15 protein-coding genes are annotated in these 18,028 nt (G+C 71.7%); 6 read left to right on the top strand and 9 right to left on the bottom strand.

The genetic code is table 11. The annotated features are described in order from the left end of the window. Positions 1–44: 44 nt before the first annotated feature. The 7 genes from KV097_RS07645 to KV097_RS07615 all read right to left on the bottom strand — a co-directional run bounded on the left by KV097_RS07645 (position 45) and on the right by KV097_RS07615 (position 7,580). Positions 45–827, bottom strand: a complete 783-nt coding sequence (locus tag KV097_RS07645) for a FadR/GntR family transcriptional regulator (RefSeq protein ID WP_220365540.1) — start codon at positions 825–827, stop codon at positions 45–47. A 22-nt stretch (positions 828–849) separates the two neighbouring features. Further along, entirely contained in the window at positions 850–2,388 is a 1,539-nt protein-coding gene (locus KV097_RS07640) for an AMP-binding protein (RefSeq protein ID WP_308289368.1), read from the bottom strand. A 123-nt stretch (positions 2,389–2,511) separates the two neighbouring features. Continuing rightward, entirely contained in the window at positions 2,512–3,993 is a 1,482-nt protein-coding gene (locus KV097_RS07635) for a DUF4153 domain-containing protein (protein WP_220365538.1), read from the bottom strand. Then, entirely contained in the window at positions 3,990–4,988 is a 999-nt protein-coding gene (locus tag KV097_RS07630) for an ATP-binding protein (RefSeq protein ID WP_220342575.1), read from the bottom strand. Before KV097_RS07630 ends, KV097_RS07635 begins: the two co-directional genes overlap by 4 nt. Next, positions 4,985–5,677, bottom strand: coding sequence for a response regulator transcription factor (locus KV097_RS07625; protein WP_220341022.1), 693 nt, complete (start codon positions 5,675–5,677; stop codon positions 4,985–4,987). Before KV097_RS07625 ends, KV097_RS07630 begins: the two co-directional genes overlap by 4 nt. 107 nt (positions 5,678–5,784) lie before the next feature. Then, positions 5,785–6,654, bottom strand: a complete 870-nt coding sequence (locus KV097_RS07620; protein ID WP_220341023.1) for an ABC transporter permease — start codon at positions 6,652–6,654, stop codon at positions 5,785–5,787. Then, the gene (locus KV097_RS07615; protein WP_220365537.1) at positions 6,651–7,580 is read right to left on the bottom strand and encodes an ABC transporter ATP-binding protein; all 930 of its coding nucleotides are present in this window, start codon (positions 7,578–7,580) and stop codon (positions 6,651–6,653) included. The genes KV097_RS07620 and KV097_RS07615 overlap by 4 nt, the downstream gene beginning before the upstream one ends. 132 nt (positions 7,581–7,712) lie before the next feature. On the opposite strand from KV097_RS07615, the gene KV097_RS19715 reads away from it, so the two are divergent. The 4 genes from KV097_RS19715 to erm all read left to right on the top strand — a co-directional run bounded on the left by KV097_RS19715 (position 7,713) and on the right by erm (position 11,189). Continuing rightward, positions 7,713–8,828, top strand: coding sequence for a sensor histidine kinase (locus tag KV097_RS19715; RefSeq protein WP_220341025.1), 1,116 nt, complete (start codon positions 7,713–7,715; stop codon positions 8,826–8,828). Continuing rightward, a complete protein-coding gene (locus tag KV097_RS07605; protein ID WP_220365536.1) occupies positions 8,825–9,475 on the top strand; it encodes a response regulator transcription factor in 651 nt (216 codons plus the stop codon). The genes KV097_RS19715 and KV097_RS07605 overlap by 4 nt, the downstream gene beginning before the upstream one ends. Before the next feature lie 34 nt (positions 9,476–9,509). Further along, a complete protein-coding gene (locus KV097_RS07600) occupies positions 9,510–10,196 on the top strand; it encodes a vancomycin high temperature exclusion protein (protein ID WP_220365535.1) in 687 nt (228 codons plus the stop codon). Positions 10,197–10,394: 198 nt separating this feature from the next. Continuing rightward, positions 10,395–11,189, top strand: a complete 795-nt coding sequence (gene erm / locus KV097_RS07595) for a 23S ribosomal RNA methyltransferase Erm (RefSeq protein ID WP_220365534.1) — start codon at positions 10,395–10,397, stop codon at positions 11,187–11,189. Positions 11,190–11,191: 2 nt separating this feature from the next. On the opposite strand, the gene KV097_RS07590 is transcribed toward erm, so the two are convergent. Next, complete coding sequence (locus KV097_RS07590; RefSeq protein ID WP_220365533.1) at positions 11,192–13,978, bottom strand: DUF2804 family protein; 2,787 nt, start codon at positions 13,976–13,978, stop codon at positions 11,192–11,194. Beyond that, positions 13,978–15,279, bottom strand: a complete 1,302-nt coding sequence (locus KV097_RS07585) for an MFS transporter (RefSeq protein WP_220365532.1) — start codon at positions 15,277–15,279, stop codon at positions 13,978–13,980. Before KV097_RS07585 ends, KV097_RS07590 begins: the two co-directional genes overlap by 1 nt. 132 nt (positions 15,280–15,411) lie before the next feature. Between KV097_RS07585 and KV097_RS07580 the strand changes: the two genes are divergently transcribed. Next, positions 15,412–17,211, top strand: coding sequence for a tannase/feruloyl esterase family alpha/beta hydrolase (locus KV097_RS07580; RefSeq protein ID WP_220365531.1), 1,800 nt, complete (start codon positions 15,412–15,414; stop codon positions 17,209–17,211). 115 nt (positions 17,212–17,326) lie between these two features. Next, positions 17,327–17,998 (top strand): GntR family transcriptional regulator, encoded by a 672-nt coding sequence (locus tag KV097_RS07575; RefSeq protein WP_220341032.1) that lies wholly within the window; start codon positions 17,327–17,329, stop codon positions 17,996–17,998. Positions 17,999–18,028: the final 30 nt, after the last annotated feature.

The raw sequence follows: 18,028 nt of genomic DNA, 5'->3' as shown, positions 1-18,028 counted from the left end.
GGACACTAAATGTCAGACGATTCAAAGGTCAAGGCGTCGGTTGCTCAGCGCTGGTCCGGGCGTGGGTCGCGATAGCTGCCGCGGAGTCGCCCCAGGTGCTCGCTCATCGCCCGGCCGGCAGCGTCGGCGTCGCCCGCCTCGATCGCGGCGAGGATCGTCTCGTGGTCGTGATCGACGTCGGTCCAGAAGTGGGGGTCGACGTCGGGGTCGAGGAACGTCGACTGCAGGACGCCGAAGACCGGCTCCGTCATCACCTCCAGCAGAGCGTTGCCCGAGCACTGGAGCACCAGCGCGTGGAAGTGGCGGTGCTCCTCGAAGCGGCGTCCGCGCCCGCGTCGTTGCCGCTCGCGCTCGACCGCCTCTCTCAGCGCGGTCAGGTCGTCCTCCTGCCGGCGTTCGGCGGCCAGCCTGGCCGCCGGGACCTCGAGGATCTCGCGCGCCTCGAGCATCTGCTCGACGTCGATGTCGGCGCTGCCCGACATGAGCCCGAGGCTGGTCTCGAGATAGCTGCTGACCTGGCGGAGCTCGACGCGGCGGACGAACGTGCCGCCGGTCGTGCCGCGTGCGGTCTCCAGGAGGTCTCGCGACGCCAGGGCCCGCAGCGCCTCGCGCACGGTGCTGCGGCTGACCCCGAAGATCGACGACAGCTCGGCCTCGTTGGGCAGCCGGTCGCCCGCCTTGAGGGTGCCGTCCAGGATCAGGTCGAGCAGCTGGTCGGCCACCTGCTGGTAGGCGTTGCGGACCCGGCCGGGGGTCACGCCGTCCGCACCGTTGTCTGCCCGAGAGCGGCGCGCCGCGAGCCCGGCGATGAGCACGTCCTTGGTCATGACCCCACCCTGCCAGGCAGCGTCACGCTGAGGTCGTGCCCTGCTGGGCGAGGTACTGGTCGCGGATGTCGCGCTTGAGGATCTTGCCGCTGGGGTTGCGGGGGAGCTCGTCGACCAGGTGCCACTCGCGAGGCACCTTGAACTTCGCCACGCCGGCTCGGACGTGCTTCTCGAGCCCGGCCAGGTCGACGGTGGTGCCGCGGCGCGCGACGAGGAAGGCCGCCACCCGCTCGCCGTACACCTCGTCGGGGACGCCGACGACGGCGACGTCGTCGACCTCGGGGTGCCGGGCGACGACCTCTTCGATCTCTCGCGGGAAGATGTTGACGCCGCCGGCGATGATCATGTCCTTCTTGCGGTCGACGATCGAGAGGAAGCCCTCCTCGTCGCGGACCGCGATGTCGCCGACCGTGACGAACCCGTCGTCGGTCGTCGCCTCCCGGGTGGCCTCCTCGTTCTTGAGGTATCCCTTCATCAGCAGCGGCGAGCGTGCGAACAGCTCGCCCGGCTCTCCCGGCCCGACCTCCTGGCCGTCGTCGTCGAGGAGGCGGACCTCGTTCATGAACCACGGGTGCCCGACGCTTCCGGGCTTGCGCAGCGAGTCCTCCGGACGCAGGTCGGTGACGACCGAGCACTCGGTCGACCCGTACAGCTCGTGGACGCCCACGCCGGGGAACGCCTCGTGCACCCAGGCCTTCAGCTCCATCGGCAGGGCGGCGGCGTTGAAGTAGAGCGTCTGCAGGGCGGACAGGTCGTAGGCGCGCGTCGGCTCCTCGACCATCCGCCGGATCTGCTGGGCATGGGTCGGGACCAGGAAGACGGTGCTGACCTTCTGCTCGGCCATCCCGGCGAGGAACCGCTCCGGGTCCCACGACGTCAGGACCGTGGTGGTCCCTCCCAGCTGAGGGCCGGCGTAGGCGAAGGCGAACCCGGCTCCGTGGTAGAGCGGCGCGACCGCCATCGTCGACGTGGAAGGCCCGAGACCCCACTCGATCGCCGAGGCGTAGTTGGTGAGGACGCGTCCGCGGTGGGTGAGGATCACGCCCTTGGGGAGCCCGGTCGTCCCGGAGGTGTAGGTGATGCAGAAGATGTCGTTCTCGTCGACGGCGGTGCGCGGGTCGACCGCACGCGACTCCGCCAGGAAGGTCTCGTAGTCGAGGCCGAAGCCACCGTGGAAGGAGATCACCGTGTCGAGCTCCTCGACGAGCGACCCTGCGCCGGCCGCGAGCGCATCGTCCATCAGCAGAGCGCGCGCCTCGCAGTGCCCGAGGATGTAGGCGTTGTCGGAGGCCTGGTTGCGCGGGTTGAGCGGGACCATCGGCAGACCGGCCTTGGCGAGCGCGGCGGCGATCTCGAAGTACTCCATGCGGTTGCCGCTGAGGACGGCGACGGGGTCGCCGGGCCGCAGGCCGTGAGCGAGGAGGCCGGACGCGAGCCGGTTCGACCGCTCGTCGAGCCCGGCGAACGTCAGCGACCGGTCACCGTCGACGACCGCGGTCCGGCGCGGTGTCGCCCGTCCGAACTCGCGGATCCCGGTCGCCATGTTCAGGTGCGTGCTCACGGTGGCTCCTTCGTCGTCCTGACCGGCCGGCATCGGGACCTTCGCCGGCCGAGATCAGCCTGTCTATCATATCTGATCTACAAGCCGCCATGACCGGATTCCGGTGCACCGAGGGGTGACCGGTCAGCTCGGACAGACGACGCCGCTGTCGAGACTGGGAGTCCAGACCTCGCTCGCACGCGCCCGGCCGAGGTTCCACGCGAGCCAGTCGCCCGCCTGCGGAGGCCGGACCGTGGCACAACCGCGGACCGCGGCGGGCAACCCCGCGAGCACGGGTGTCGCGTCGTCGGAGAGCTGAGAGAGGTAGTGCCAGTCGACCTTGCCGGTGCTCTCGTAGCGCGCGATGTTGCGCTCGGCGATGTAGGCGTCGGGATTGATCGCCGCCAGGACGACCAGGGCCGAGGCTCCGGAGAGGAGCGCAGCGCGCGGCACCCACCACCCCGACAGGCGCACCCCCGCGGCGACGACCAGGGCGAGGACGAGGCCGAGCCAACCCTCGAAGAACGACACCAGCAGCCGCAGGCGTGTGAATCCGTACGCCTCCTCGTAGACGTGCATGCGGGAGAGCGCGGACACGACGACGATCAGCGTCAGCAGGCAGAGCGCGCCGAGGACGACGCGCAGCAGCAGCCGGTCGCGCGCCCGGGCACGTGACGCCTTGCGCGCGGTGAGCGCGACGACCCCGAGCGTGAGCATCGTCGCGACCGTGAGCTGGCCGAAGCCCTGGTGCACGTACTCGGCGTAGGTGAGTCCGGTCGTCCGGCGGAGGTAGCCGTGACCGCCGAACATCACCGTGAGCTGCGCGGTCACGAACAGGCCGAACACCGCGACCACCAGGGACACCGGGACCAGCCACTCGAAGCGCCGAGCGACCGGCGGTCCCGGCGGCGGCGCGAGGCGCTCGACCAGCGGCGGGTTGAGCGCGGCGTACACGCCGGCCAGGGTCAGCGCAGCCAGCGCCAGCCCGGCGAACGCCCGGGCGGGCGTGTCAGCCAGCGTCAGGTCGGGCACGAGAGCGTCCACCCACCGGGCGAACAGCGCGTCCGCCGAGGCGAAGAGTGCGACGAAGACGACGACGGCGACCACGGAGAGCAGGACGGTCCGGACGACCGGCACCCACGTCCGTGCGCCCCGACCCCGTGCGACCGACCTCCCCACCCACGGCAGCCCGCGCACCGAGCCGATCGGAACCAGACCGGTCGACGCGACGATCCCGATGACCGACCGTGCTCCTCCGAGAGAGGTGGCTCCGACGACGAACGCCGTGAGCAGGCACAGGAGGCTGAGCCACTCCGCGGCCCGCAGGAAGAGCGTGGACAGCAGGAGAAGGATCAGCGCGGCCGAGACGAGATGGTACGGGCGACGGAGGTGCGGGTCGGCGAGGGCGACGACGGCGCACACGCTCACCAGGACCAGGAAGGTGCCGAGCCCTAGCTGCCGGTGGGGCAGCACGAGCGCGGCCAGCACACCCACCGCCGCCACCGCAGCGACGAGCCGGGGACGGGCCGCAAGCGACTTCTCGGGCCAGAGGTCACCGAAGAAGACGTCGAACGCGGGCGTGGGCTTGGCGGGAGGTGCAGGAGCGGGGAAGGCGGGGATGGTCATGGGAGTCGTCCCTCCGGGAGACAGGCGCGGATGCGGCATCCGGTCGTGGTGTCGGCGACCTCGATCGTGCCGCCGTGCAGGTCGGTCACCCAGCGTGCGATCGCGAGGCCGAGGCCGGTGCCGCCGTCGTCCTGACCGGCGCCGGTGCCGGTCGTGAAGCGCTCGAAGACGGCCGTACGTTGCGCGGGTGCGATGCCCGGCCCCTCGTCGGAGACCTCCAGCACCATGCCGCCCTCGCCGGGGTGCGCCCGGATGGTCACGGTGCCCTGGTCCGGGCTATGACGCGCTGCGTTGTCGAGGAGGTTCGCGGTGAGCTGGTGGAGGCGTGCACGGTCGGCGCGCACGACGAGATCGGACGGCTCGACCTGCACCGTGAATCGCACCGGGCGTCCGGTCAACGTCGCTTCGCGGACGGCGTCCTCGAGGAACGGCCGCACCTCCATCGGCTGGGCGTCGAGGGCACTGATCCCGGCGTCCACGCGGGACAGGTCGAGCAGGTCGGACACGAGGTGGCTGAGCCGCTCGGTCTGGTCGAGCGCCGTACGCAGCTGCTCGGGGTCAGGCTCGACGACACCGTCGGCGAGGTTCTCGAGCAGCGCCCGCAGCGCGGTGACCGGCGTTCGCAGCTCGTGCGAGACGTTCGCGACGAGGTCGCGGCGCTGTCGGTCGACGGCCTCGAGATCGGCGGCCATCGTGTTGAACGCGCGGGAGAGCTCGCCGACCTCGTCACGTGACGACGCAGTGACCCGGCGGGAGTAGTCGCCGGTTGCCATCGTCCTCGCGGCCGCCGTCATCTCCCTCAGCGGCGACGTCATCCCGCGGGCGAGGAGCTGGGTGAGGAGCAGGGCGACGGCGACGGTCGCGGGGACGGTCACGAGCGGGTCGAGGCCGAGGCGCGAGCCCGCGAGCGGGAGCACGGCAGCGACGGCGACCGTCACCGCGACGAGGACGCCGAGCTTGGTCTTGATCGAGCCCAACCGGTCGAGCGGTCTCACGAGGTCACCTCCAGGGCGTAGCCGACCCCGTGGACGGTCCGTACGACGTCGGCGCCGAGCTTGCCGCGAAGGGAGCGCACGTGACTGTCGACCGTCCTGGTGCCGGCTGCGTCGGGCCAGTCCCACACGTCGGCCAGCAGCCGCTCACGGGTCAGGACGGTGCCGGGCGTCGCCGCGAGGCACACCAGGAGGTCGAACTCCGTCGGTGTGAGGTGGACCAGCTCGCCGTCGCGGCGGACCAGACGGCGCGCGTGGTCGATCTCGAGCGGTCCGACCGTGCGCGGACCGGGGGCGCCGGCCGCGAGCGATGCCGCCCGCTCGACGCGCCGGAGGAGCGCCCGGACCCGAGCGACGAGCTCCCGCATGCTGAACGGCTTCGTGAGGTAGTCGTCGGCTCCGACCCCCAGACCCACCAGTACGTCGGTCTCGTCGTCGCGAGCGGTGAGCATGAGGACGGGCAGCGGTCGCTCGGCCTGGATGCGCCGGCACACCTCGTGCCCGTCGTACCCCGGAAGCATCACGTCGAGGACCACCACGTGCGGCAGCCAGTCGGCCGCGGCCGCGACGGCGCTCGGGCCGTCGTACTCCTGACGCACCTCGAAGCCCTCGGCGACCAGTCGGTCGGCGACGGACTGGTTGATGAGGCGTTCGTCCTCGACGACCAGGACGCGTGCTGCCGTCGTGTTCATGCCTCGACCTTAGGTTCGCCGCTGCGCAGGGGAGGCCGGGAACTCGTGAAGATCCTGTGCAGGTCGTCCCGGGAGTACGGGACGACCTGCACAGGACGCAGGACCGCTCAGGCGACGTCGCGTCGACGGACCAGGACGATGACCAGGACCACGAGCCCGACGCAGTAGGCCGCCACCGTCGTCAGCGCCTGGCCGCCCGAGAGGACGTCGAGGATGCCCGGGGTCTCGTTCGGGTTGGCGGAGACGTCGATCAGCGCACCGACCAACGACCCGCCGGCCGTCCCGGGCAGGACCTCTGTCACCGCCTCGACGGGGCCGAGCAGCGCGCCGACCCCGCGGAGGAGGTTCTCGACGACCAGGGCCCAGACCAGACCGAGACCGACCGCCAGCGCTGGTCCGCGCGCCACGGTGCCGAGCGCGAAGCCGAGCAGCGCCCACATCTCGAGGACGAGGAAACCACCGCCGAACGACTCGGCGAGCGCACCCGCCGACGGCCAGGTGACGGCCTGCGACTCGGTGCCGGCGACCAGGAGCGAGACTCCGGCGAACAGCACCAGCGTCAGTGCGAGGCTGCCGAGGACGGCGATCGTGAGCGCGACCAGCGAGCCACCGACCGTGGCGGGACGGGACGGACCTTGGGTGAAGATGGTCTTCCACGTGCCCCATCCATAGCCGTTGCCGGCGACGATCGCGCCGAGCACCAGCGCCAGCGCGCCGCCGAACATCGGCAGGCCCTGGACGAGCACGACCGGGAGCGCGGGAGGCAGCATCTCGACGAGCAGCCCCGCACGTGTGTCGCCGTCACCGGCGAAGCTGAGGTCGCCCGTCCGGTACGACAGGTACGGGAACAGGTAGCCGAACACCAGAGCCAGGGTCACCCAGACGGCGACCAGCACCCACACCGCCGGCCACCTGCGCAGCCGGAGAACCTCTGCTCGTGTGCTGCGGACGACCGGGTTGTCGATCAGCGTGGTCATGCCACCGTCTCCTTCGTCTGTGCGGGCGTCGTCTGCGTGGTCGTCGTCATCTCGAAGAAGACCTCCTCGAGGCTGCGCTCGGTGGGGAACACCTCGTGGACGTCGACACCCGCCGCGACCAGGTCGCGGATGAGCGCCGGCGCGCCCGCCGGTTTCAGGTCGAGCTCCAACCCGTGCGGCGTACGGTGCACCGCGTCGTCACCGGCTGCCTTCATCGCGACCGCGAGCGCCGTGTCCTCCGGGGTGGCGCGCACCCGCAGGGTCGCCTCCCCGCGGAGCTCGGCGACGCGCGCCTCACGGAGCAGCCGACCGCCGTTGATGACACCGACGCGGTCGCAGATCTCCTGGACCTCGGTGAGCAGGTGGCTCGACAGCAGCACGGTCTGCCCGCCTCGTGCGAGCGAGACGACGAGTGCCCGCATGTCGGCCATCCCGGCGGGGTCGAGGCCGTTGGTCGGCTCGTCGAGGACGATCAGCTCTGGGTCGCCCATGAGCGCGGACGCGACGCCGAGCCGCTGCTTCATGCCGAGCGAGTACGCCTTGAACCGGTCGCCCCCACGGTCGGTGAGGTCGACGCGCTCCAATGCCGCGTCCACGGCCGCGTCGCCGAGTCCTCGATAGCGCGCCAAGGTCCGCAGGTTCTCGCGGCCCGACAGGTACGGGTAGAAGCCCGGCCCCTCGACCAAGGCGCCCACCTGCGCGATGACGTCGGGGCGACCTGCCGGCCGCCCCAGGACGCTCGCCGAGCCGGCCGTCGGCCGGATCAGGCCGAGCATCATCCTCAGGGTCGTCGTCTTGCCGGCCCCGTTCGGGCCGAGGAATCCGTAGACCTCGCCCCTCCGCACGGTCATGCTGACCGAGTCGACGGCGAGTCGATCGCCGTACCTCTTGGTCAGCCCGTGTGTCTGCACCACCAGATCGTTCATGGGCACCACGGTCGTCGTTCGCGTGCTGCGTCGCGTCCGCTGCGTCGCGGCTCCGGCGTACGCGGATCCGCGTACGCCGGAGCCTCGCGTGGTCGTACGCCGCAGGGCTCTAGCCGGTCTATCGTCGGGCCCGTGAGCGACCGGCGCAGCGTCCTGGCGAACGCCCATGGCTGGTGGGCGATGGTGGCCGTCGTGCTGCTCGGCACCTTTGCGGCCAACCGCGACGTCGACCCCGGTCACGGGGCGGTCGCGGCCGCGGTGATCGTCGCGGTGCTCGCCGTCCTTCCGGCCGTGCTCCCGTGGCGACCCGAGGTGGCCGTCGCGGCCAGCGGTGTCTGCACGGCCGTCTACTTCGGCGCGGGATTCGCGGACGGCCCGATCTTCCTGGCACTCCCGACGGTGACCTTCGTGGCCGTGCTGCGGGCGACGTCGTACCGGTGGGTGCCGTGGGCCACCGCCGCCGCCGTCCTCGCGGCGACCGCGCTCGTCCTCCGGATGCTCGTCACGGACGGGGAGCGGACGCAGGAGGTGTGGCAGGCCATCGGACTGCTCGCCGTGGTCGCGGCGGCCGGTGCCGTCGCCACCGTCGTGAGCCAGCTCGAGGCCTCGCGCGCCGACCGGACCGCTCGCGCGGCGAGCGAGGAGCAGCTGCGCATGGCCCAGGACCTGCACGACGGCGTCGGGCACGGGCTGGCCGTGATCGCCATGCAGGCGGGAGTCGCCCTGCACCTGCTCGACCGCGACCCGGAGAAGGCCCGCGAGAGTCTGGAGGCGATCCGTGCCACCAGCCGTGAGTCGCTGGACGCGCTGCGGACCGAGCTCGGTCGCATGGCGGGTGCTGAGTCTGAGGCGGCTCGCCGCCCGGCGCGCGGACTGCGCGACCTGGACGCGCTGATCGAGCGGGTGCGCGCGGGTGGCCTCGAGGTCGACCGCGAAGGCGAGCCTGGCGCGGTCGACGACCGGATCGGTGAGGTCGCGTACGCCGTGGTGCAGGAGGGGCTGACCAACACCTTGCGTCACGCGGACGCGAGCCGGGCGGTCGTCGCGATCGTGCGCGAGCCGGGGACGGTCGTCGTGAGCGTGCGCGACGACGGACGCGGTGCACCCGCAGAGGGCCAGGATGAGGGCATGGGGATCTCCGGCATGCGGGCACGCGTCGCCGAGCTCGGCGGCACGCTGGACGTGACGCCGGCCGACGACAGCGGCAGCGGCTTCGTCGTCCGCGCGACCCTCCCGGACCCCGCGTGATCCGCGTGGCGCTGGTCGACGACCAGCCGCTGGTTCGGATGGGACTGGCGACCCTCGTCGACTCCGAGGACGGCCTGGAGCTGGTCGGGCAGGCGGCCGACGGTCGGGACGGGCTCGCGCTGATCCGCCGTACGAGGCCCGACGTGGTGCTGTGCGACGTCCGGATGCCGGTGCTCGACGGACTGGCGCTGCTCGAGGAGGTCACCCGTGACCCGGCACTCGCCGGGGTGCGGGTCGTGATGCTGACGACGTTCGAGCTCGACGAGTACGTCTTCGAGGCCCTGCGGCACGGTGCCAGCGGGTTCTTGCTCAAGGACGTCGAGCCGACGGCCCTGCTCGACGGGATCCGCGTCGTGGCGGAGGGGGGATCGCTGCTCGCCCCGTCGGTGACGCGGACCGTCATCACGCGGTTCGCGGGCACGTCGGCCGCGTCGCGTCCGCATCCCCGCCTCGGCGACCTCACCGAGCGCGAGACCGAGATCCTCGGCTGGGTCGCGACCGGTCGCTCGAACCAGGAGATCGCCGACGAGCTGGTCGTCAGCCCCGACACCGTCCGGACCCACGTGAGCCGGGCGATGGTCAAGCTGCACGCCCGCGACCGTGCGCAGCTGGTCGTGTACGCGATCGAGTCGGGGCTCGGGCGATGACACGGCCGACGGCCCGCCCCCTACGCTGACCGACATGAACCGCACGCGTCGGGCCGTCGTCGTCCTCGGGGTCCTCGGACTGACCGGCATCGTCCTCCTCGGCACCGCCAACGCCGTCGTGCTGGCACGCACCGACCAGTGGATCGTCGACGATCCCGACGACCTTCCGCACGCCCAGGTGGCGATCGTGCCCGGCTCGCTGGTGCGACCCGACGGCACTCTCGGGGCGGTCGTGCGCCAGCGGGTCGACGCGGCGGTGGCCCTGTACGAGGCGGGCACGGTCGACAAGATCCTGGTCTCGGGAGACAACGGCACGCACGCCTACAACGAGCCGGACACGATGCGTGACGCCGTCCTGGCCGCCGGCGTCCCGCCCGAGGACGTGTTCACCGACTACGCGGGCTTCAACACGTGGCACACGATGCTGCGGGCTCGCGAGGTCTTCGGCGTCTCGACCGCGGTCGTGGTGACGCAGGACTTCCACATCGCGCGGGCCGTCGACCTCGCCCGCAACGCGGGGCTGGAGGCGTACGGCCTCGGCGTCGGCGACGCGAACGCCCTGCGCGCCGACGTGCGTGAGCTGCTCGCCCGGGTCCGCGGGCTCGGTGAGGCGACCGTGCGGCCCGACGTCGTCCTCGGCCCGCCGCTCCCCATCGAGGGTGACGGGCGCGACTCCTGGGCACCCGACCGCCGGCCGCCGGTCGACGCCAAAACCGGGTGACGAGGTCGCACCGACCTCCTAAGGTGGCGCGCATGTGCTTCGCCTTCGCGTGCCCCCTCGTGATCCGTCCCCGCCGCTCCTGACGGCGCGGCGCCTCACCTTCGATCGCGTCGTCCTCCGGATGCCCCGCACCCGGCAGCGCGTCGGCGACCCCACCCGCTCCCGGGTGCTCCACTCCTCTGCGGTTGGAGCGCTCCCTTGCGATCACACACCCCTCACGGCGGCCGGCACGAGCTCGGCCAGAACTTCCTCCACCACCGTCCGACCATCGAACGCATCGTCGCCCTCGTCGGTGCGACGGACGGCCCCATCCTCGAGATCGGCAGCGGCGACGGCGCCCTCACGCGTCCGCTCGCCGGCCTCGGACGCGACCTGATCGCGGTCGACCTGGACCGTCGTCGCGTCGAGCGCCTTCGCGCGCGGCTGCCGGGGGTCACCGTCCGTCAGGGCGACGCGCTCGACGTACCGCTCGACCGTCCCGTCGTCGTCGGCAACGTCCCGTTCCACCTGACCACCCCGATCCTGCGGCGCCTGCTGCGGTCGCCGGGATGGCGGCACGCCGTCCTGGTGACGCAGTGGGAGGTGGCGCGCAAGAGGTCCGGTGTCGGAGGGAGCACCATGATGACGGCGCAGAGCGCGCCGTGGTTCGCCTTCGATCTGCATCACCGTGTGCCTGCGAGCCACTTCACCCCGATGCCGAGTGTCGACGGCGGGATCCTCACCGTCGAGCGGCGTGAGCACCCGCTGGTGCCGACGACCGAGCGCGCCCGGTACGAGCGGTTCGTGCGGGCGGTGTTCACCGGCCGGGGGAGAGGACTCGAGCAGATACTCGTACGGGTGACCGGGACGCCGGCGCGAGGCGTCCGGCGTGCGCTGGCCGAGGCGCCCGTCGGCCGAGCGGCGCTGCCGCGCGACCTCGCCCCGGCCCAGTGGGCGGCGTTGTGGTGTCGGCTCGGAGCGGCGGCGGTGAACGAGCGGTCACCTGGGTCCTGACGTCACCAGCGGTTGCGGACGGCCTCGGCCCATCCGACGAGCCCGTCGACCTCGACCCAGGTCCCGGTGTCGTCCTGGACGCGTCCGCTCCAGTGGCCGAAGCACTGGTGCGTCCGGGACGAGAAGACCTTGAGGTCGGTGACGGACCTCTTGAGGTGGAAGGGAGTGAACGTGAGGTCGACGGTGCCACCGGTGATCCGCCAGGGCGCCATCCAGTCCTCGACGTCGTAGCTCCACACCAGCTCCTCGCTGATCTTCGACAGGTGCCCGTCGACGACCAGCGCGTTCTCCACCGACCCGGTGCCGTCGGTCCACTTCCCACCGACCTGGATCCCGATCACTCGGCCGCCGGTGCGACCGGACCCCGCACCCCAGTTCCAGTGCATCGCGTACGGCCAGCGACCGCGGCCGTGGTCCAGCGTCGCCCAGGACTCGCCGTCGGGAAGGTCGGAGGCGACCCCGTCGACGCGGATCCTGCCGGTCGCCGGACGCGCCACGTCCTTGACCGTGTACTGGAACAGACGGTCGCTCCACGGCACGACGACGCCGAGCGACTCGTGTCCCTCGGGTCGATGGGCGACGACGTCGACCTGCACCCGCTCGGTCCGGGCTCGGAGACGCGTCCCGCCGTCGACCTCGTCGAGAGCGATCTGCACCTTGTTGGTCCGGGCACGGGCCGGACCGGCCCCCAGCGTGCCGGGCAGGGTGGCGCTCCCGCCGAGGATGCCGATGGCGTCGTACGCGATGGTCTCGCCGGTGGTCCGGTCCAGCAGCCACAGGCCGTGCACGGCGGCGTAGTCGATGTCGGAGAGCACGAGGGCGACCACGTGCGTGGGGGTCGTCACCGCCCAGTACTCCCAGCGCTTGTTGCGCCCCTTGCCGAGGCGGCCACGGCCGATGCCGTCGGTGGTGATCAGAGGCGTGCGCGTCCACCCGACCGCGTCGGGGTTGAGACGACCGTCGGGCAGCGTCAGGGACACCGGCGCCGTGATCTCCCGCTCGACGACGGTCAGCGGGCGTGCAGATCCACCTGCCGCGTGGTCGTGCCGCTGCCGCAGCCGCTGGTTGGATTCTCGTACTGCTTCGGCGTCCACCTTGAGCACCTTCCGGTCGTACGTCATCAAGCCGTTGGTCTCATCCTCCACGTCGGCGAGCTGGGTGTAGACGAAGGCCGTCAACCCCTGCTCGACGGCGGGTCCCACCTGGGTGTGCTGGAGGCGCAGGTAGGCACGCTCGAAGGACGAGCGGTCGGCGATCTTGCGGTAGCCGAACTCCTTGTCGCCCCAGACGTGTCCCGGCACCCGATGGGAATAGCCGCCGTACTCCGACAGCACGGCCGCGCGCGGGTCGTCGGCGTCTGCACGCGAGAGACGGTAGCGCCGGAAGTAGACGTGCCTGCTCGTCATGTCGCCGCCGCCCTGGTCGTACCAGCCGCTCGCGTGGTCGACGGGGCGGCTCGGGTCGAGTGTGGTGACCCGCTGGGCGACGGCGTCGGCGTCGAACTGGCCCCAGCCCTCGTTGAACGGCACCCACGCCGCGACGCTCGGGACCGAGCGCAGCAGCGCGACCGTCGCGTCGAGCTCCTCCAGGAACTCCGTACGGCCGTCCGCGTCCTCGCGTCCGAACACGCGGTAGCGAGAGTCGTCCAGCCGGACAGGCAGCACGACGGGCGCGGTGACCACCGCGGGGTGATAGCGGCGGCCGCCGTTGACCATGTCCTGCCAGACGAGCATGCCGAGCCGGTCGCAGTGGTGGTACCACCGCATCGGCTCGATCTTGATGTGCTTGCGCAGCATCGTGAAGCCGAGGTCCTTGGCCGTCCGGATGTCGTGGACCATCGCCTCGTCCGACGGCGGGGTGTAGAGGCCGTCCGGCCAGTAGCCCTGGTCGAGCAGACCGGCGTGGAGGTATGGCTCGCCGTTGAGCAGCAGGCGCGTACAGCCGTGCGCGTCGGGGCCTGTCCCGAAGGAGCGCATCCCCACGTAGCTCGTGACACGGTCGTCGCCGAGCCGGACCTCGACGTCGTACAGGAAGGGGTCCTCGGGTGACCAGGGGCGCACGCCCGAGCCCAAGCTCAGCCGAGTCGGCACGCCGACCGTCACGTCGGCGCCGACGACCGTACGGCCCGCCGCGCTGATCGACACCTCGGCCTCGCCCGCCCCGCGCCCGCCCGCGACGACGCAGACCTCGACCTCGCCGCTCTCCAGGTGCGGCGTGAGCACGAGCCGGTCGACCCACCGCGCCGGGACCGACTCGAGCCAGACGGTCTGCCAGATCCCCGACTGCGGCGTGTACCAGATGCCACCGCGGTCGAGTCGTTGCTTGCCGCGGCTGCGCCACGACGTGTCGGTGACGTCGCGGACGCGGACCACCAGCTCATGCACGTCGCCGGTCAGGGCGTCGGTGACGTCCAGCGTGAAGGGGAGATAGCCGCCACGATGCTCACCGACGCGCGTGCCGTCGACCCACACCTCGCAGTCCTGGTCGACCGCGCCGAAGTGCAGCAGCACGCGGTCACGCACGAAGCCGTCGGGGAGCCGGACCGTACGGCGGTACCAGAGCGCCTCGTCGGGCTGCAGCGTGCGGCCGACCCCCGACAGCGGCGCCTCGGGAGAGAAGGGCACGACGATCTCGCCGTCCCACGAGGTCGGTACGGCGTCGGCAGACGCAGCGGTGAACGTGTGCTCCCAGCGACCGTTGAGGGTGACGTAGGAGTCGCGGACGAGCTGGGGGCGCGGGTGCTCCGGCAGCACGCGGTCCGGGTCGAGGGCGTCGCCCCAGGTGGTCATCATGCGGACGGCTCCAGCGTCGCGGGGCGGGAGTCCATCGTGCGCAGCATCCGGGCGGGGATCACGATGAGCAGCACGACGAGGGCGGCCGTGGGAAAGATCCACGGGCTCGGCACCTGCTTGACGACACCCAGCTCGGTGAACGTCTCGTCGGCACCGGCGATCACCGCCGCGCCCAGGAAGGGTCCGACCACCATCGGCACCAGGACCGCGAAGATCATCCGCAGGCCCTGCACCTGACCGGCGCGATCGGGTGGCGTCAGGTTGCGGACCGTGGCGGAGATGGCGGCGACACCCAGCATGAATCCCGACATCGTCACGATGCCGGCTCCGATCACGGCGAGCATGTCCCGCGCGGGGAACATCAGGAGCAGACCCACGACATACGCCCCCGCGACCGGCAGGATCGCCCGCGGCGGACCGACCCGGTCGAGCACACGGCCACCGAGGATGCTGACCAGGGCCGCGCCGAGCAGGACCGACGCCAGCACGATCGCGTAGCCCTCGATGTCGAGGTAGCGCTGGACGTAGATGATCAGGTAGGGGAGGAAGACCTGCGTGCTCGTGCCGAGGATCGCCCACGCGCTCAGCGCCAGGTAGAGCCTCGGCTGTGCACGCACGGTGCTCGGACGCAGGCCGTGGACGACCGACGACAGATAGCTGCCGCTCGGTCGAGGCGTGCGGGTCTCCCGGAGCCCGAACCACGCGACGACGCCCACCACCGCCGTGGCGCCCCCGACGACCGAGAAGAACAGCACCCAGTGCCCACCCCGGGTGAGCGGGTCGAGCGCCCCGAAGACCAGCAGCATCGCGAGCAGCGGCATGGTGGCGAGTACGCCCTCGACGCGGCCACGGTTGCCGGGGTGGGTGGAGTCGGTGACCCAGGCGTTGAACGCGGCGTCATTGGCGGCCGCGCCGAGGACGCTCATCAGGCAGTCGAGCAGGATGATGATCGCGATCGCGACCGTCACGGCGTCGACCATCGGGAGCAGGGCCGCGGCGGCATCGACGCTCACCAGGCCGAACGCTGCGGTGCAGGCCCCCCACAGCACGTAGCCGCCGGCGATCAGCTCGCGGCGTCGCCCGCTGCGATCCGACGCCGCTCCGGCGAGCAGCGTCGCCACGGTGGCGGCGAGAGCGCTGGCGGCGACCAGCGTCGCCAGCGCCATCGGAGAGTCGGTGATCGTGTCGTAGACGAACACGTTCAGGTACATGTTCTCGACCGTCCAGGCCAGCTGGCCGGTCAGGCCCAGGACGACGACCCACGTCCAGAGGCGACGGTCCGCCGGGTGCTCGTTCATGAGCCGGACTGTAGTGGCGTCGATCACGTCGGCGGCGGATCGGGGCCGGCGGATATTGACAACGTGATTGCATTGAGGATTGTTGACGATCTGTGCGACGCTCGTCACCTCGGTCTCGACGAGGAGGCGCACATGCCCTGGCCCTTCATCCCCCGGCTCCGCCCGCAGCGACCACGCGGTGTAGCCGTCACCGTGGCGGCCCTGCTCACTGCCGCAACGCTTGCCCCTGTCGCCGTCGCCACGGCCGCCCCTGCCGTCGGGGGCGGTGGCAGATCCGCCCACGCCGGGGTCACCCCCGACGGCCTCGCCCGGCTCAAGGCCCTGGCTCCCGTCATGGGCTGCGCGGAAGTGGCCGAGCTCGACCTGACCGGGGTGACCGACGCCCCTGTGGACATCACCTCAGCGACAGTCGTGTCCGCTGGCACCCCGGCGCCGTACTGCGAGGTCCGCGGCACCATCGCCCCGGCCGACACGATCGTCGTCCGGCTCCCGGTCGAGGGCTGGACGCAGCGCTACGTCCAGACCGGCTGCGGCGGTCTCTGCGGCAACGCCACCATCAACTACGGCCAGGCCGCGGGCTGCCCGGTCCTCGCCGACGGGTCGGTCGCGAGCGCGACCACCGACATGGGGCACCAGGGTCAGAACGACGGCTCCTGGGCGGCCGGCAACCCGCAGGCCCAGATCGACTTCGCCTACCGCGGCGTCCATGTGACGGCTCAGACCGCGAAGGCGATCATCCGCGCCTTCTACGGCCGTCGCCCGGCCTACTCCTACTTCACCGGCTGCTCCGACGGCGGCCGTGAGGGGTTGATGGAGGCCCAGCGCTATCCCGACGACTTCGACGGGATCGCCGCCGGTGCGCCAGCCAACAACATGGCCGTCCAGAACACCTTCCACCACGCATGGAACGTCCTCGCCAACAAGGACGAGGACGGACGCTTCATCCTCCTCGCCGACAAGCTGCCGCTGGTCCACTCCGCGGTGATGGCCCGGTGCGACCGCCGCGACGGCGTCGCCGACGGCGTCCTCGACGACCCGCGCGCGTGCGACTTCGACCCGGCCGTCCTTCGGTGCCGACCCGGCCAGGACACGGCGACATGCCTGTCGACGGCGCAGGTGCGGGTCGTTCGCAGGTTGCACGAGGGCGCGACCGACTCCCGTGGTCGTCGTCTCGAACCTGAGATCTCCCACGAGTGGGGCTCGGAGCTCGAGTGGACGCTGTTCGTCCCAGCCAGTCAGGGGCAGACGCCGATGAGCGAGAACTTCGCCCTGTCCTACCTGCGCTACCTCGCCGAGCCGAACGACCCTCGGCCGGACTTCGAGCTCGAGGACATCGAGTTCACCGTGCCGTCGTTCTGGCGAACCGTGCAGTCCTCGAGCTACATGTCAGCGCTCGACCCCGACCTGTCCGCCTTCCGGCGCGGCGGCGGCAAGCTCCTGCTCTGGCACGGCTGGAACGACCAGCACATCTCTCCGCAGTCCACGCTGGCCTACTACGACGCCGTGCAGGACACCCTCGGCGCACGGCGTACGGCGTCGTTCTCGCGGCTGTTCCTCTTCCCCGGGCTCGCGCACTGCAGCGACGGGGCCGGGCCCAACACCTTCGACGTGCTCACCCCGGTGATGGCGTGGGTCGAGAGCGGACGTGCTCCCCGCTCGATCGCCGCCTCGCGGACGGCGGACGGGTCCACCCGGACGCGTCCCGTCTTCCCGTACCCGACGGTGGCGCGGTACGACGGGACGGGCAGCACCGACGAGGCGCGCAACTTCGTGCCGGTCACTCCACGCCGCCAGCCCGGACCGGGCTACCGCTGGGTCGGTGAGCGGCTCTACTCGTCCGACTACCAGACCTGGTGCCGGGCCGTGGACGGGAGGCTCGTCTGCCGTCCGTCCCGCACGTGGCTCACCCGGCGCGGTGACCTGGCCAGGTGACCGACCGGTGGTGCTGCCTCGCTTCCCCTGGGTGAGGCGGCACCACCGATATGATCGACGTCGATGCCGGCGGCAGCTCAGCAGCCGGCGCGAGTGCTTCCCGGGGAGGGCACGCATGGCCGCGACCGAGGGGCGTCCCACGAGCGATCCGCGCGTGGTCACCGACGCCATCCGCGCCGCGATCCTGAGCGCGGAGTTCGCCCCGGGCCAGCGCCTCGTCGAGGCTGACCTGTCCGAGCAGTTCCGCGCGAGCCGGTCGGCCGTGCGTGCCGCGCTGTTCAGCCTGGCGACCGAGGGCCTCGTCGAGCGGATCGCCAACCGGGGCGCACGTGTCCGGGTGGTCTCGCTGGAGGAGGCGACCGAGATCTACGAGGTGCGCATGGTCGTGGAGGCGCTGTGCGCCGCGAAGGCGGCCGAGAGGATCGACGACGCCGACGTCGCGATGCTGCAGCAGATCGGCACCGAGATGCGAGCTGCGGTCACCTCAGGAGACGTGTTCGGCTACTCCGCGCTCAACCAGCGGCTCCACCGCGCCCTGCGCGACCTGAGCGGGCAGAAGACCGCAGCGGACGTCCTCGACCGACTCCGCGGGCAGCTCGTACGCCACCAGTTCCGGCTGGCGACCCAACCCGGGCGCCCGCAGGTCTCGCTCGACGAGCACCTGCAGATCATCGACGCCGTCTGTGCCCGCGACCCCGACGCGGCCGCCATCGCGGTTCGCCGGCACCTCGAGAGCGTCATGGCGGCGATGCGCAAGGCGGCGGAAGCCACGGCCGCCGCCGTCTGACCGCAGGCCCGCGCTGCCCTTTCGCTTCCG

The organism is Mumia sp. zg.B17 (assembly GCF_019550915.1).
GTDB lineage: Bacteria > Actinomycetota > Actinomycetes > Propionibacteriales > Nocardioidaceae > Mumia.
This window is presented reverse-complemented; position numbering and strand designations above follow the sequence as displayed.

Excerpts from the sequence above, each read along its gene's own strand:
- KV097_RS07575 (WP_220341032.1), top strand. The coding sequence starts at position 17,327 with ATGGCCGCGACCGAGGGGCGTCCCACGAGCGATCCGCGCGTGGTCACC.
- KV097_RS07615 (WP_220365537.1), bottom strand. The coding sequence starts at position 7,580 with ATGAACGATCTGGTGGTGCAGACACACGGGCTGACCAAGAGGTACGGC.
- KV097_RS07620 (WP_220341023.1), bottom strand. The coding sequence starts at position 6,654 with ATGACCACGCTGATCGACAACCCGGTCGTCCGCAGCACACGAGCAGAG.
- KV097_RS07635 (WP_220365538.1), bottom strand. The coding sequence starts at position 3,993 with ATGACCATCCCCGCCTTCCCCGCTCCTGCACCTCCCGCCAAGCCCACG.
- KV097_RS07625 (WP_220341022.1), bottom strand. The coding sequence starts at position 5,677 with ATGAACACGACGGCAGCACGCGTCCTGGTCGTCGAGGACGAACGCCTC.
- KV097_RS07600 (WP_220365535.1), top strand. The coding sequence starts at position 9,510 with ATGAACCGCACGCGTCGGGCCGTCGTCGTCCTCGGGGTCCTCGGACTG.
- KV097_RS07585 (WP_220365532.1), bottom strand. The coding sequence starts at position 15,279 with ATGAACGAGCACCCGGCGGACCGTCGCCTCTGGACGTGGGTCGTCGTC.
- KV097_RS07590 (WP_220365533.1), bottom strand. The coding sequence starts at position 13,978 with ATGACCACCTGGGGCGACGCCCTCGACCCGGACCGCGTGCTGCCGGAG.
- KV097_RS07645 (WP_220365540.1), bottom strand. The coding sequence starts at position 827 with ATGACCAAGGACGTGCTCATCGCCGGGCTCGCGGCGCGCCGCTCTCGG.
- KV097_RS07580 (WP_220365531.1), top strand. The coding sequence starts at position 15,412 with ATGCCCTGGCCCTTCATCCCCCGGCTCCGCCCGCAGCGACCACGCGGT.